The organism is Streptomyces poriferorum (assembly GCF_019399235.1).
Classification (GTDB): Bacteria; Actinomycetota; Actinomycetes; order Streptomycetales; family Streptomycetaceae; genus Streptomyces; species Streptomyces poriferorum.
The window spans coordinates 1-14,755 of the sequence record NZ_JAELVH010000159.1 but is presented as its reverse complement, the minus strand read 5'-3'; the positions used below and the strand labels follow the sequence as shown (position 1 = coordinate 14,755).

Annotated in this window: 11 protein-coding genes; 2 read left to right on the top strand and 9 right to left on the bottom strand. The window is 71.0% G+C overall.

Annotated elements, in window-relative coordinates; translation table 11 throughout:
• A partial coding sequence (locus JGS39_RS25225; protein WP_219571758.1) for an alpha/beta hydrolase family protein occupies positions 1-501 on the top strand: 501 nt, incomplete at its 5' end.
• Between the two features lie 43 nt (positions 502-544).
• On the opposite strand, the gene fxsT is transcribed toward JGS39_RS25225, so the two are convergent.
• The 4 genes from fxsT to fxsA all read right to left on the bottom strand — a co-directional run bounded on the left by fxsT (position 545) and on the right by fxsA (position 8,524).
• Complete coding sequence (gene fxsT, locus JGS39_RS25220) at positions 545-4,480, bottom strand: FxSxx-COOH system tetratricopeptide repeat protein (protein ID WP_219571757.1); 3,936 nt, start codon at positions 4,478-4,480, stop codon at positions 545-547.
• On the bottom strand, positions 4,464-5,822 hold the full coding sequence (gene fsxC, locus JGS39_RS25215; RefSeq protein ID WP_306072190.1) for an FxsC protein: 1,359 nt from the start codon (positions 5,820-5,822) through the stop codon (positions 4,464-4,466). The genes fxsT and fsxC overlap by 17 nt, the downstream gene beginning before the upstream one ends.
• Positions 5,823-6,035: 213 nt before the next feature.
• Positions 6,036-8,282 (bottom strand): radical SAM/SPASM protein FxsBH, inactivated beta-hydroxylase extension form, encoded by a 2,247-nt coding sequence (gene fxsBH / locus JGS39_RS25210; protein ID WP_219571753.1) that lies wholly within the window; start codon positions 8,280-8,282, stop codon positions 6,036-6,038.
• Positions 8,283-8,356: 74 nt separating this feature from the next.
• Positions 8,357-8,524, bottom strand: a complete 168-nt coding sequence (fxsA, locus tag JGS39_RS25205; protein WP_219571751.1) for an FxSxx-COOH cyclophane-containing RiPP peptide — start codon at positions 8,522-8,524, stop codon at positions 8,357-8,359.
• Positions 8,525-8,780: 256 nt separating this feature from the next.
• Here fxsA and JGS39_RS25200 point away from each other — a divergent pair, with 256 nt between their 5' ends.
• Positions 8,781-9,677 carry a DUF4231 domain-containing protein gene (locus tag JGS39_RS25200; protein WP_219571759.1) on the top strand — a complete coding sequence of 299 codons (897 nt, stop codon included), beginning with the start codon at positions 8,781-8,783 and terminating at the stop codon, positions 9,675-9,677.
• Between the two features lie 71 nt (positions 9,678-9,748).
• Here JGS39_RS25200 and JGS39_RS25195 read toward each other — a convergent pair whose 3' ends face one another.
• From JGS39_RS25195 to JGS39_RS25175, 5 genes are all read right to left on the bottom strand, one after another.
• Positions 9,749-10,228, bottom strand: a complete 480-nt coding sequence (locus JGS39_RS25195) for a hypothetical protein (protein WP_219571749.1) — start codon at positions 10,226-10,228, stop codon at positions 9,749-9,751.
• A 230-nt stretch (positions 10,229-10,458) separates the two neighbouring features.
• Positions 10,459-11,358 carry a S1 family peptidase gene (locus JGS39_RS25190; protein ID WP_219571747.1) on the bottom strand — a complete coding sequence of 300 codons (900 nt, stop codon included), beginning with the start codon at positions 11,356-11,358 and terminating at the stop codon, positions 10,459-10,461.
• A gap of 261 nt (positions 11,359-11,619) precedes the next feature.
• Positions 11,620-12,420, bottom strand: a complete 801-nt coding sequence (locus JGS39_RS25185; RefSeq protein WP_219571745.1) for a DUF1684 domain-containing protein — start codon at positions 12,418-12,420, stop codon at positions 11,620-11,622.
• A 4-nt stretch (positions 12,421-12,424) separates the two neighbouring features.
• The gene (locus JGS39_RS25180) at positions 12,425-13,717 is read right to left on the bottom strand and encodes an NtaA/DmoA family FMN-dependent monooxygenase (protein WP_219571743.1); all 1,293 of its coding nucleotides are present in this window, start codon (positions 13,715-13,717) and stop codon (positions 12,425-12,427) included.
• Positions 13,714-14,755: LLM class flavin-dependent oxidoreductase (locus JGS39_RS25175; protein WP_219571741.1), on the bottom strand; the 1,042-nt coding region annotated here is incomplete at its 5' end. The genes JGS39_RS25175 and JGS39_RS25180, both read right to left, overlap by 4 nt.

Below are 14,755 nucleotides of genomic sequence, written 5' to 3'. Positions count from 1 at the left end.
CGGGACGCCGAGGGTCTCGACTGGTTCGAGGGAATGGCTCCCTCGAACGTACTGGCCTACACCACGGCACGTTCCGATCCGGACGGGCTCGCGGAGTCGTTCATCTCGCGGTCCGCGGTGATCAGGAAGAACCCGGTGCGGCTGATCGACGATCTGCGCCGGGAGCTGACCGACTCCGACCGGATGGTGGTCAACGACGCCGGGGTACGCACCATGCTGTTGCGCAACTACCGTGAGGGACTGCGCACTTCGGCGTACGGCTGGATCGACGACGCGCTCGCGTTCAGTCACCCGTGGGGGTTCGACCCGGCCGCCATCACCGGCCCGGTACTGCTGTGGCACGGCGAGAAGGACGTGTTCTCACCGGTCGGGCACACCCGCTGGCTGGCGAGCCGCATCCCGGGCGCCAGGGTCGTGGTGGAACCGGCGGCTGCGCACTTCGACGCGCTGCACGCACTCCCCCGCATCCTCACCTGGCTGCTGGACACGTCCAGGACCTGAGCGGCGGGAGCGTCCGGCCACCGGCCGGACGCTCCCGCGTGCCTCACACCGCCTGCGGTTCCAGTTCACGCTGGAACCGGCGGTCGTCCCGGGCGATCCGGGTGAGCGGATGGTCCTCACCCAGCTGCCGGGTCAGCTCCTCGACCGTCTCCGCCCTGACGTGGAGCGCCTCGTCCTTGCGCCCCATCGCGCCGAGGGTGACCGCCATGTTCGACTTCATGGCCAGCGTCTCCGGATGGTGCGCGCCCAGCACGTCCCGGAACTGCACCGCAAGTGACCGCTCGGTCTTCAGCACGAGATCGATGTCGCCGCGCTCCGCCGTGGCGTTGGCCAGGTTCATCACGCTGAAGAGCGTGTTGGGGTGCTCCCGCCCGTACACCTCGCGCATCGAGGCGACCACCCGGGTCAGCACCTGCTCCGCCTCCTCGGCCGCACCGCTCCCCCAGAGGTAGACGCCCAGGTTGTTCAGGGCGGCCAGGGTGTACGGGTGCTTCTCGCCCGGCACCTTCATGTACTGGTCCACCACCTCCTGCGCTGTGGTCCGGGCCTCGGCCGTCTCCCCGGCCGCGAACAGGTCCGCCGCCAGATTGAGGTCGCAGGCCAGCGACTCCGGGTTGGCGGAGGTGTACTTGGCCTTGTACCGGGCCCGGGTCGCCACCGTGAGGCGGCGGGCGTCCTCCAGCCGGCCCGCCCGGCGCAGCGAGACCGCCAGGCTCTTGGCCGCGCTGAGCGTGCCGGGGAAGGACCGGCCGAGGGTGGCCTTGTAACTGTCGTACGTACGGCTGAGGATGCCGACCGAGTCCTCGTACCGGCCGACGTCCCGCAGGTCGCGGGCCAGGTTCATGGCCGAGGAGAGGCTGTACGGGTGTTCCTCGCCGAGCACCTCCCGGCGCCGGTCGAAGACGTCCTGGTCGATCTCGCGGGCCTTGGCGTACTGGCCGATGGACCGCAGGGTGAACGCCAGGTTGTTGGCCGCGGCCAGCGCCCTCGGGTGCGAGTCGTGGAAGATCTGGTTGAACCCGTCGGTGGCCTCGGTCGCCAGCTCGATCGCCCTGGTGTACTCGCCGAGCGTGCCGAGGTCCGTGGCCAGGCTGCTGGTGCTCATGTACGTGTGCGGATGCTCCGGGCCGAGCACCTCCCGCTGCATCGCCAGGGTGATCTCGTCGAGCTCCATGGCCTCCACGTAACGGCCGCGCGAGCGATAGATGTTGGACAGGTGGAAGCAGAGGTAGAGGTACTGGATGTCCCGCTCCCCCAGCGTCTCGCGCCAGATCTCGCGCAGCTCCTCGCAGAGTGTGGTGGCCGTCCTGAAGTCACCGCGCTTCCACAGGTAACGCACCCGGTCGATCAGGAGCCTGCGAGCTTCGGGCTCCTTGCAGTTGCGGGCGTCGGACGGGCCCAGGTGCGGCCATATCGTGGCGAACTGAGGCCAGTTGGCGGGGTTGTCGATCGGCTCGTCGTCATCGGGCCTGGCGCCCGCCAGGATGCGGTGGACGGCGTGCCGGGCGTCCCGCTGCTCCTCCTCGGTGAGCTGGGCCCGGATGACGGCCTGCACGAGCCGGTGCACCTGGATGGAGTTGGAGACCTGGTCGACCTTGGCGAGGGCGAACCGGCCGATCTCCCGGATGACGCGGCCCAGCACCAGCTTCTCCTGGAGCGAGGCGTCGTACGGCTTCAGCGCCTCGATCATCTCCTTGCTGTACAGGAGGTTCCCCGAGATCGGTTCGGGGGCGAAGAAGGCGCAGAGCTGGAGCAGGCGCACCGCGGCGGGCGAGCGCTCCTTGAGGCGCTGGATGGAGATGTTCCAGGTCGCGGCGACCGGCTCGGGGTATCCGGCCGGCTGGTTGAGCGCCAGGACCTCCGGGGCCTGCTGGGCCAGCTGTTCCAGGTAGGTGTCGATCGGGGTGGCGGTCTCCGCGATCCACGCGGCGGCCTGTTCGACGGCGAGCGGCAGGTCGCCCACCGCGGTGGCCACCTGGGCGGCGTCCTCGTCGCTCAGCCCGGGCGCCCGGCGCTGGAGGTGCTCGATGGACTCCTCGCGCAGGAAGACGTCGACGGGCAGTGCGTCGCCGTGCTGGGACCATGCCTGGTTGCGGGAGGTGACCAGGATGTGACCGGAGCCGCCCTGCGGGAAGTAGCGGCGCAGGCGTTCGGGGTCGTCGGCGTTGTCGAAGACCAGCAGCCAGCGGTCCGAGGGCACGCCCCGGCGCAGCAGGTCGACGGCCTCCTGGGATGCGGCCGCCATGTCGTCGCCGCCCTGGGCACCGAGCCGGACGGCGAGTTCGGCGAGACCGGCGACCACGTCGTCGGTCTGCTCGGACGATATCCACCAGACCAGGTCGTAGTCGGCCATGAACCGGTGCACGTACTCCAGGGCGACCTGCGTCTTGCCGACGCCGCCGAGTCCGTACAGGGTCTGCGGCTGCGGCAGTACGACGGCCATGCCGCCGCCGAGCTGGTCGCGCATCCGCTCCAGGACCAGGGAGCGGCCGGTGAAGCCGGGGTTGCGCGGCGGTGCGTTCCAGATCCGGGGGACGGTGCCGGGGAAGCGCGGTCCGGGCGAGACCGCGTCGGTGAGCTGTACGGGCCGGTCCAGGGCGCGTAACAGGGCCGCGGTGGCGTGCACCTCGTCGAGCCGGAACAGGTCGACGGGGTTGCGGTCGATGTAGGGCGCCGAAAGCCGTACGTCACCGACCCTGAGCGGCAGCAGATGGCGCCGCCCGCCGCCCGGGTCCTCGGCGACGGCCCGGTCCCAGAGGTTCACCGCGCGCTGCGACTTCAGATAGGCGCTGGAGAGCAGGACCACGGTCCGGACCGCGCCCGTGGCGGCGACGGCCGCCGCCTCCTGCGGCTCCCGCTCGGCGGACACGTCGCGAGGCACGACGCGGAAGCCTGCCCGGGTGAGCACGGACTCGATCCAGTCGGCCCACATCCGGTTCTCCGCCACATAGCTGAGCAGGAGATCGGCGGGCAGGGCGGGCCTGCGCCGGGTGAACGCGTCACGGATGCGCAGCCGTACCTCTTCGCCGACCGCCGGCATCGAGGTGATCTGCTGGTCCGTGATGACGGAGACGAGCCGTTCGAAGGCGGAGAGGAGGGAGTTGGTGAGCCCCGCCTCGTCGCCGAAGGTGGCCAGCGTCTCCTCGTACGCGTAGTAGGGGCGGTACGGGATCTCCACCGCGCCCCAGTAGGCGGTGAGTTCGTCCCCGGAGAGGTCCCGCGGCAGCCGGTCGAACTTCAGCCGGGCCAGGGCCCGTCCGGCGTCCGCCTTCTCCTTCTCGCCCTCGTCGATCCGCATCGGGACGGGGAAGATCGAGATGGGGCGGCCGGTGTACCGCTCGGAGATCTGCCGGGCGACCGAGGCGGCGCCGTCGATGGACTGGTCGCTGAGGGTGAAGCAGTCGACGAGCACGTCGGGCAGGTGGACGGTGCAGATGTCGGCGATGTCGCTGAGGCCGGTGCGGCTGTCGATGAGGACGTAGTCGTAGTTGGCCTTCATGTCGTCGCGCAGGGCGTCGAAGAAGTGGCCGCCGCCGAGCCGGTCGTAGAAGTTGTCCCAGTCGAACGTGGAGACGGTCGCGGAGTACTCGCGGTTCTGCCGTCCCGCGGAGACGAAGTCGAGCGTCCCCCCGTGCGGGAACTCCCAGCCGAGCGCCTCGGGGGTGAGCGAGACGGCGTGCGGCTGGATCCGGGCGTAGTCCCGGTGCCAGTCGTCGGCCCGCTGCACGGGGCTGGTCGCGGCCCAGGCGTACTCGGTGATCAGGTCGATGACACCGGTGGTGGCCCCGAGCGTCGAGGGGTCGAGGAACGGGTGGAAGAACCGGTGGAGTCCCGGAGCCTCCAGGTCCCAGTCGACGGCCAGTACCCGTTTGCCGTTGGCGGCGAGAATCCAGGCGGTGTTGGCCAGGGCCATGGTGCGCCCCGTACCGCCCTTGTACGAGTAGAAGGTGACGATGCGCCCGTCACGACTGGCCGTCATCCGTGTCCTCCGCATCCGTCGAAGCGTCATGTGTCCCGGGGATGTACTGGGTCTGCGCCATGGGTCCCATCAGGCGGGTCCGTTCGGTGGGGCCTCCGCCGCCGGTGGCGGGCAGATAGACGGCCGCGTGTCTCAGGTACTGCTGGGCGGCCACCTCGACCACCTGCGGCAGGATCTGGCCGAAGGCCTCCATGCTCGGTACGCCTTTGGCGGCGGCGCGGCAGTAGGCCCGGCCCTGGCGCATCTTGGTCGGCATGGTCCGCTCCAGCTTGGCGGTCAGCTCGGCCTCCGCGGCTCTGCTCTCGTGGTCGTCGCGGTTCCAGGGCACGACCATCGTCACCCAGGGACGGTTCTCCGCGTCGAAGGCGGCGAGCCGCCGGCACCGGTCCTCGTCCTGGAGCGCCCAGCGGTCGACGAGGAGGATCTCCGGAGTGGTCGGGGGCTGCTTGCCGGCCGGAAGGCCGGCCTCCTCGTCGAAGGAGGCGATGGTGGCCTGGTAGTTGAGCGAGCGCACCAGGTCCTCGGCGACATAGGCCAGGGGCCGTGCGGCGTCCGGGTGGTAGGGGTTCCAGTCCTGCGGGTTGTCGCCGTAGTAGTCGGCGTTCCGTCCCTCGGGCAGGTCGTGGCGGGTGGCGGCGGCGATGGTCACCTGCATGGGGCGGGGGCCGCCTGCTCCGCCGCCCGTCGAACCGAAGGCGCTGGGGGCCAGCCGGTAGTCGACGGGCCGGCCGGTGCCGATCCGTACGGTGTCCGCGACGCTGACGATGCGTTTGGCGAGCTCGTACACCGCACGCTCGTACTCCTCGTTGAAGAGTTTGAGCTTGATCAGGCCGTACAGTCCGTCGCTGACGTAACGGTCCCCGAAATCACGGTGGTTGAACTGTAATCGCTCGGCCGGTCCAGGCAGCTGGCTGGGCGGCACCGGCACCCAGAGCGCCGGGACGATCGCCTCGGCGGGCTGGTTGGAGCGGGCCCGGTGGTGGATGGCCCGCTGGGCGAACGCGTACCACTCCTTGCCGCACATCTCGCTGGCGAAGTAGCGGGGCGAGAACAGCGGTACGAACACCCGGCAGGTGGCGAGGACTTCGCCGAGCCGCTCCGACCAGCCCTCGCCGGAACGTATCTCGCGGTCGATGAAGCCGGCGGGCGCGCCCGCGGGCAGATCGGTCATGGCCATCACATGGCCACAGAGATCCTGGAAGAGCCGTTCGACCCACATGTCGGGGTCCGTGCCACCGCCGTACCCCGGTGTGTGGGCATAACTCAAGAAGAAGTACGGCCGATGGTCCGCCGCTCGCTGCTGCGTCGTCGCGTGCACACGACCCCCGTCCTGTGTGAGCACCCGCACTCGAGGAGTGAAGAGAATGCGAGCGAATTCATCATTCCGGAGCGGACCTTGCTCCACCCCCATGACGTTCGGTCAATCAACGCCACTTTTCAGTCATCTGTTCCCGGGCCCTGTCGATCACACTCCCGCTCGGATGCGGTCTGCGACTGTTCCTCCCGGTTGTCCCGAGTCTGCACCCACCCTCCCGGTCGAACCGGAATTCGGGATTCAGAACTCTTTTCGCATCAAAGCCAGCAGTCGTTTCCCGCCGATGGTGAGTTCGGCGGCCCCTTCCAGCGTGTCGAGCGCCTGCGGGATTCCGTCCCGGAAACGGTGATCGAATACCGCGAGCGCCAGCCGTTCATAGGCAGCTTCCAGCAGCCCGGAAAGCGGAACCAATTCGTCCTTCCAGGGCATTCGATGTTCCCAGGAGCCGTCCGCCGCGTAAAGATCCGCGACATCCACAAGTGCCCGGAATCTCGCCCGGCGCACGCCGCGCAGCAGCGTGAGCGCCAGTGTGCGGGCATTCCCGTCCACCCCGATGCCGAGTGCGCCGTATCCGTGCCGTCCCACCGAGGGCTCGCCCGGCATCGCCCCGGTGAGCGGGGTGAGGGTGAGCGGGCCGTCGAGCGACCGCGCGCCGTGGGCGGGGGCCCGCTCCCCGATCAGCGCCCAGGCCTCGGTGAGCACGTCACCCAGACGGCCTGCCGCCGCCGCGTCGAGCGTGGCCGCGGCAGGCGCGCCGAAGCAGTCCCGGTACGGATCGAGGTCGTCGATCACGAAGCCGTGGCCCGGGAACGGGTCGCCCGGCAGGGCGAACCCGCGCACCGGCAGCCAGCCGGGTCCGGCCGCGGCGGACCGCCGGATCCGCCGCTCGGCCGATCCGGCGGCGGGACCCGCCAGGAACCCGTCGCCGGCCGCGCGGACCAGCACGGTGCCGCGCTCCCCCGGCCCGGAGACCGTCAGCCGCCCCAGGGTGGGCAGGACGAGCCCGCCGTCCCGGTAGGGCACCGGCACCCGTACGTCGAGGCCGGCCCGTACGGCCGCCGCCGCGAGAAGGGTCTGCAGACCGTCCGCCGCGCCGGAAGGCGCCCCCGCCCGGCCTTCGTGCAGGGCGTCCAGCGCGTCGAGCAGCCAGGTGCGCGTGTACGGATGGGCGAGTACGCCGTCCAGCCCCCGGGCTCCTTCGTCCGAGCCCTCCAGGACGGCCGCCAGCTCCCAGGCCTGCGCCCAGCGTTCACCGCCCCTGCCGTCCAGGTCGGCGTGCAGCCGCGCCAGCAGGGTGCGGGTGAGGTCCTCCTGGGCCGCGAGCAGTTCGGCCGGATCGGCCACCTCGGGCGCCACGGTGTCCGCGGGTGTCCGGGCCTCGATCCCGCGCACCAGCGCGGCGAGGTCGTGGCAGTACACCGACGGGTTGTCGAATCCCTCACCGTCGCCGGCGGAGCTGTAGCGGTGGGTGTACAGACCTCCCCCGCACGAACGTACGACGGGGCAGCGGCGGCACGTCTCGCTGACCCCCTCCAGGCCGAGCTGACGGGCCCGGACCCCGGGGTGCGCCGCGACCTCGTCGAAGGCATGCGCGAAGACGTCGAATCCGGTGCCCGCCGCACCCTCGTAGGCGCTCTTCAGCGAGTCGACCTGCTCCAGGCTGCCGTCGGTCTCCACGACGACGAGGTCGGTCGGCGCGAGGCCCAGCGACTCGGTGAGGCTGGGGCCGCCGTTGAGCGTCGAGGCGACCGAGGAGAAGATCCGCACCGGCACCGGGCGCCCCTGCTCCTGCCAGCGGTCGAAGACCGCGAGGAGCCAGTCGGCGTAGGCGGTGGGCGATCCGTCGGGCCGCGGCGGCGGGTCGTCCCAGGTGGCGTGAGGAAGCAGGAAGTCGATGAGCGGCGGTTCGAGCTCCGTGAGCGCGTCGAGGACCGCGACCGGGTCGTTCGAGATGTCGACGGTGCACAGGAGGCCGAGGTTGAGATGGCGGTAGCGCTCCTGGCGGAGCAGCTCGACGGCCTTGAGTACCAGCGGGTGGCTGCTGCGCCCGTCGGCGAAGCGGCGGTGCCGGTCGTTGGCCGCGCGGTCGCCGTCGAGGGAGATGCCCACCTTGACGTCGTACTCGCTGAAGAGGTCGAGATAGCGCGGGCTGAGCTGCAGTCCGTTGGTGTGGATCCGGAGGTCGAGGGCGGCGATGCCGTCGAAGGCGGAGGTCAGCTCTTCGCAGATGCGCCGCAGCCGGGCAGGGCCCGCCAGCAGAGGCTCCCCTCCGTGCAGGATTACTGACACGGAGGGCAGTGCGTGTGTCTTGGCATGCTCAGCCAGGCGCTGAGCAGTCCGGAAAATGACTTCGTCAGAGATTGTTTTCGGACGGGTTCGCCAGCTCTGATCGGCATGTTCGTAGACATAGCAATGGTCACAGGCAAGATCACACCTGCTGTGAACCTTGAGGACTACTTCACGGAAAGGGACCAGGGGTCCTGTCATTCCGCCAGTCTAGCCAGCCCGGAAGGGTGATCCGGCTGACCGGCCGTACCGGTGGAGTGATCCGTAATCGGGGATCAGAGGGAGGAGTTGAAAGTGGATGCCTGGCTGGGGCGACCGGCGGAAGCGACGTGCACCCGACCGAGCTTCCTGGCTGCTTCGCCGCCACGCGCGTCGATCGCGGCGAGCGGCACACGGCTCTTCTTCGCAACGGCGAAGGAGAGGGAGGATTCAGTGGTCTTCACGGCCGTCCTTGAGGGGATTCGTTCCGATGGAATGGTTCCGGACAGGAAACCAGCGTTGGTACCTGCACCATTGCAGTGTCCGGCGGCACGACTTTACTCTCATGGCCTCGGTTGGCAACTGAGGACGCCCACTTGGAACACGAGCGTCACACGGGACCGGCGCCGACCGAGCGGAACGTTAGATTCCGCCATCAGGGTGACGACATAACCGCAGACGGGAGTGAACATGACGGCGATTCCCGGACCACTGCAGAGCATGGTCTTCAGGAACGCTGATCTGCCGGAACTCTTTCACCACACGGACGCCATTGCGATCTCCCGCCAGCGGGAGGCGGTGAATACCACCCGATGGCAGCTCATCCTGCTGGTCGGGGGCACGATACCGGCCGCACTGCCATGGCGCGCGGAGGTCGGTGGCACCCTCCAACTCACCGACTGTGCGGCAGTGTTGGCCTACCTCGGCGTCCTGGTCGCCACCTTCCTCACCTCCCGGCGGAAAGCAAAGTCGCATTGGCAACTCAATCGCTCCGCGGCAGAGTTCATCAAATCGATGTGCTGGCGCTACTCGGTGCACGGCTCACCTTTCGACACCGGCACGCAGCACCCCGAAGCGGTGTTCGCAAACCGGCTCGAAGAAGGGCTCCAGGAGCTCCGCAAAGTGGGCTGGTCCGATCCCCGGGACCGGATGGCCGATTCCGGCGGGCTCATCACCGAATCCATGCGTGCGTTACGGGAGAAGGCGTTCACCGTGCGCAAGGAGACATATGTACGCGACCGACTGATCGAACAGCGCAGCTGGTACCGCCGGCGCCAGGAGGTTTCCCGGCGGGCCACCCTGGTCTGGTCGACCACCATCGCCGCGCTGACGGCGCTGGCCCTGCTGCTCGCCCTGTTCAGGGCGTTCTCGGTCGGCCAGTCCTTCGCGCTGACCGGGGTGCTCTCCGCCGCGGCCGCCGCCTGTCTGGCCTGGGCCGAGATGCGCCGCCACCATCCGCTGATCTCGGCCCACTCCCTGGTGGAGAAGGACCTGGAGTCCATGCAGATAGCGATGGAGACGACGCTGAACGAGCGCCAGTGGCCGCGGGCGGTGTTCGAGACCGAGCGCATCGTCTCTCCGCAGCACACCGACTGGCTCGCCCGGCACCAGATGTGAGGCCACCGGCACACCGCCCCACGTGACGGCCGGCCGCACGCGCGTGGATCCTCCCCGCCCGTGACGGCCGGTCAGCCGCGTTCGACCCCGTCGCGCCAGATCACCGTCACCGGGCGGCCGAGCCCGCGGGCGTACGTCACGATGTCCCCCGTACCGCCGAGGCCGCGGGCGGGGCGGCCGTCCCACACGGCGATCAGCCGGTCGCAGTGATCGGCGATGTAGGCGCCGGCCGCGAAGTACGCCTCGTCGGTGGAGTGCGGGTAGTCCAGTCTGACCTCGCGTACGGCCCGGGCCTTGAGCGCCCGGTAGCGGGAAAGTTCCGCCCCGTCGGCGAAGCAGGCCTCGTAGTCGCCGCTGGGGATGACCACGGTCAGCTGGGCGCCATGGGCGAGGGCGAGGTCGGCGAAGAGCTGGTCCGCCCCGACGGCCAGGCTGGACAGCGCCTCAACCGAGCCGTCGAATCCGCGGAACGCCGCTCGCATCGAGGCCAGTACATGGTCATGGGCTTCCCGCGGAATGCTGCGATGACCGGTCACTCCGATGCGTTTCACGGACCTGGAACCCCCTGGGGTGTCTGCCGGGGGTTCCCGGAGGGCATCCCTCCGGGAGGCGCAGCATCCGCCCCCGTTGCTCCTGCGTGACCGTCCTGTGTCACATCCTCTCAAAAGCCGCGGGGTCAGCGGGAGCCCCCGCCCACAATTCGGGCGGGGGCTCGGCGTGTTCGACTTGCGCTTTCGAGGGACGGGCCGGTTCCTGGGGGCAGGACCGGCCACCCGGCGTGTCAGTAGACGCTGACGCCGTACGCGCTGAGTGCCTCGGTGACCGGCTGGAAGAAGGTCGTCCCACCGGAGCTGCAGTTGCCGCTGCCGCCCGAGGTGAGCCCGATCGCCGTGGTGCCGGAGTAGAGCGGACCGCCGGAGTCGCCGGGCTCCGCGCACACGTTCGTCTTGATCATGCCGTAGACGATGTCGCCGCCGCCGTAGTTGACCGTGGCGTTGAGCGCCGAGACGGTGCCGCTGTGGATGCCGGTGGTGGAGCCGCGGCGGGTGACGGACATCCCGACCGTGGCGTTCGCCGCGCCCGTGATGTCGACACTGCCGACGGTGCCCGGGTGGGCGAGGGAGGTGTTGGCGTACCGGACCAGGCCGTAGTCGTTGGTCGGGAAACTGGACCCGGCCGTCGGACCGATGCTCGTGGTGTTGGCCGAGTTCGTGTACCACGGCGGGTTGCCGTCGGTGCAGTGGCCGGCGGTCAGGAAGTAGTACGTACTGCCGCTGCGGACGTTGAAGCCGAGGGAGCACCGGAAGCCGGGCCCGTAGATGGCGTCACCGCCGGAGAGCAGCTTGCTGAACTTCCCGGAGGTGCGCTCGATGCGCAGGGCACCCGCGTTGGCGCCCGCGGAGTCCTTGATCTGCTGGATCTCCGAGGCGGATACCGTGCTGTCGGCCGTGACCACGAGCTTCTTCGTCACGGGGTCGACGTTCCAGGCCGTACCGGCCACGTCGGCGCCGAGCACGGCGTCGCTCGCGGCGGAGAGCTGGTTCGCGCTGTACGTTCCGGTGGAGCTGGCCTGGGCGCTGGGGACGGTGAGTGCGGCGACGGCCACGAGACCTGCGGCTATGCCGATGGCCCTGGTGCGTCTCGCGGCGGTGCTGAGGGGGGTGGTGCGCTTGATCCTCACTTGTTTCCTCCCGAGGGGAGTCGGGGGTCCGTCTGTGGGGTGTCCGGACCCGTGAGGCGCAGTCATGGGCGCGGCCATCCGTCCGTATTCCGGATGTGCCGTGCTCCTGACAAGCGCTGCTCGGGAGTATTCAAGGCGTCAACTTCCGGCGCAAGGGCGCCTTTTGGCCTGAGCTTGCCGGGCACTGCCTCCCCGCCGCCGCGCCCGGCCCCGGCGCAGGACGGTCTGCCGGGGCCGGGCGCGGCCGGGACGAGGGGCGGTTCAGCCGTCGGTCCTGCGCCGCTCTCCGGCCTCGACGGCGATGGACAGGGTGTTGCCGGGCGGCGGGAAGGGGCAGATGAAGTGGTCCGCGAAGGCGCAGGGCGGCAGCAGCGCACGGTTCAGATCCACCGTCACCGAGCCGTCGGCGGCAGGGGCCGCGGGCCGCAGGAACCGGAAGCGGTAACTGGTGTCCCCGCTGGTGGCATCGGCGAAGACCGCCCAGAGCGAGCCGTCGCCCTCCACGGCCACCTGGAGCGTGTGCTCCACGCCGTCCAGCGCGAAGGCGATCTCGCCGCCGAGCCCCAGTCCGCGCTCGACACCGTCGGCGTTCTCGACCCGCACGGTACGGGAGGCGTCGTACGGGCGGAAGCGGCCCGGCACGGCCCAGCGCGGGTCGTACGGCGTGGCCTCGATCGCGCGGAAGGCGCGTCGCGCCGCGGAGTCCGGGTCGAAGTCCCGTACCGCCCAAAGGCCTTCGCGGCTCAGCAAGACGAGCCGGCGCCCGCCGTGCGCCACCCGGGAACCATCGATCGGCCCGCGGTCGGCGCCGAGGCGGACCTGGCCGGTGAACGGCTTCCCGTCCACGCTCAGCCCGTCCTCGGGGCCGGCGGTGAGCACCACCTCGTCGCCGCCCTCCGCCCAGTGACCCGGGACGGCCGGAATTCGACCTTCCGGGTAGTCGGAGAGCCAGTGGGTGCCGGTGAGGGACAGCGGCCCGTACGGAGCGGCGACCGTGGCGGTCCGCTCCTGGTGCCAGTGGTTCCAGTCCCGTGCTGCCTGCTGCTGTGCGTCCGTGCTCATGTGGTCAACCTTTCCATACCGGCGCGGCGAGTCCGAGGTGCGACCGCAGCGTGGAGCCGGTGTACGCGGTGCGGAACACCCCCCGTTCCTGGAGGAGCGGGACGACCCGGTCGACGAAGTCGTCGAGGCCGCCGGGGGTGAGATGGGGAACGAGGACGAAGCCGTCGGCGGCTCCCGCGGCGACGCGACGGGTCATCTCCGCCGCCACGGTCTCCGGACTGCCGACGAGGGGCTGACGGTCCGTCGCCTCGATGACCGTCCCCCGGATGGACAGCCCCTTCTCCCGGGACAGCTCGCGCCAGCGCGCCGCGACCGCGAGGGCGTCACCGTGCCCGGCCCGCGCCGCCGCGGGGTCCGGATCGCACGCCGGGAGCGGCCCGTCGGGATCGTACGAGGAGAGGTCACGGCCCCAGATACGCTCCAGGGCCGCGATCGCGTGCTGCGGCGAGACCTGTTGCAGGCGGATCCCGGCCGCCCGCTCCCGTGCGTCCGCGTCGCTGTCGCCCAGCACCACACCGATTCCGGGCATGATCCTCAGTCCGCCGGGCTCCCGGCCGTACTTCGCGAGCCGGCTCCTGACGTCGGCACAGAACGCGCGGCCCGCCCGCGGGGTGCCGTGCCGGGTGAGAACGACGTCGGCGACGGCCGCGGCGAACTCGCGGTCCTGCGCGCCGTCCACTGCCCGGATGACGACGGGGTGCCCCTGCGGGGAGCGCGGGACGGTGAACTCGCCCTCGGCCGAGAAGTGCCGGCCGTGGTGGGCGAAGGGGCGCGGGGAGCCGTCGGGCGTCCAGGAGTCCCACAGCTCACGGGTCGTGGCGACGAACTCGGCGGTGCGGGCGTACCCGTCCCCGTCGGCCCGGTCGGGTTGGCCGGCGCGCCGGAAGTTCTCAGCCGTGGAGGCGTCGGCCGAGGTGACGACGTTCCACGCGGACCGGCCGGCGCTGAGATGGTCGAGGGTCGCGAACCGGCGGGCCAGCTCGTAGGGTTCGTGAAACGTGGCGCCGGCGGAGGCGGCGAGACCGAGCCGGTCGGTGACCGCGGCCAGCGCGGGCAGCACCGTGAGGGGGTCGGGGCGGCCGGCCACGTCCAGGTCGTCGACCAGGCCGTCGTGCTCGCGCAGCCGTAGCCCCTCGGCGAGGAGGAGGAAGTCGAACAGCCCTCGTTCTGCGGTCCGGGCCAGGTGCGCGAAGGAGGCGAACTCGATCTGGCTGCCCGAGCGCGGGTCGTCCCAGACGGTCGTGTCGTCCACCGGGAAGTGGGCGGCGAGATGCATCTGTTTCGGGGCGGCCGTCATGCCCGTGCTCCCTGGAGGGCGTACCGGTTGGCCGGGCGGGGCAGGCCCAGGTGCTCGCGGAGGGTGCCGCCCGGGTAGAAGGTGCGGAACAGGCTGCGGTGCTGGAGCAGGGCCACGGTGCCGTTGACGATCCGTTCGAGGTCGCGCCCCGGGGTGAGCGGGGTGAGGTGGAAGCCGTCGACGGCCCCGGCCCGGTACCACTGGGTGATCAGGTCGGCGAGGTCGACCGGGCCGCCGCGGTAGTACGTCCCGTGCCCGGCGAGCGGCGGCCCGCTCGCCAGCCCGGGTTCCGGGGCGGACTCGGCGTCCCCCAGGTCGACGGTGAGCGCGACGAGCACCCGCAGTGTCCCGGGGTCCCGTCCGTGGGCCGCCGCGCGGCGGTGCACGTCGTCGCGGATCCCGGCGGCCCGCTCGGGTGTGCCCGCCCGTACGAGCACCACGTCCGCGTGGCGGGCGGCCACCTCCCGGGCCGGACCGGCCGTGCCCTCGACGACCGTGACCGGGTGGCCCTGCGGGGGCCGGGGCACGACGGCGGGGCCACGGACGCGGAAGGCCGCGCCCTCGAAGTCGGTGCGGTGCAGCTTGCCGCGGTCGAGGAAGCGTCCGGTGGCGGCGTCCCGGATCTCGGCACCGTCCTCCCAGCTGTCCCAGAGACGCGCCCCCACGTCGGCGGCCTCGCCGGCCTCCCGCCACAGTTCGGCGGCGGGCGCGGCGGAGCGGCGGCCGAACAGCCGGGCCTCGGCGGTGGTACTCGACACGTCCACGCACCAGCCGGCCCGGCCGCGGCTCACCCAGTCCAGCGTGGCCACCGCGGACGACACGTGGAAGGGCTCGGTGTGGGTCGTGGTGACCGTCGGGACGAGGCCGATCCTGCGGGTCTCCGGCGCGACCCGGGAGAGCACGGCGAGCGCGTCCGGCCCCGGCCGGGCGAACGAGTCGTCGAGGGATACGAAGTCGAGGGCCCCGCCCTCGGCGAGCCGGGCGAGGCCGGTGTAGTGCGCGGGGTCGTAGCGGGGCGGGCCGCCGATACCGGCGGCC

Bases quoted from the DNA above. Each gene is read 5' to 3' on its own strand.
- fxsT (WP_219571757.1), bottom strand. From the start codon at position 4,480: ATGACGGCCAGTCGTGACGGGCGCATCGTCACCTTCTACTCGTACAAG.
- fxsBH (WP_219571753.1), bottom strand. From the start codon at position 8,282: ATGACAGGACCCCTGGTCCCTTTCCGTGAAGTAGTCCTCAAGGTTCAC.
- JGS39_RS25200 (WP_219571759.1), top strand. From the start codon at position 8,781: ATGGTCTTCAGGAACGCTGATCTGCCGGAACTCTTTCACCACACGGAC.
- JGS39_RS25185 (WP_219571745.1), bottom strand. From the start codon at position 12,420: ATGAGCACGGACGCACAGCAGCAGGCAGCACGGGACTGGAACCACTGG.
- JGS39_RS25180 (WP_219571743.1), bottom strand. From the start codon at position 13,717: ATGACGGCCGCCCCGAAACAGATGCATCTCGCCGCCCACTTCCCGGTG.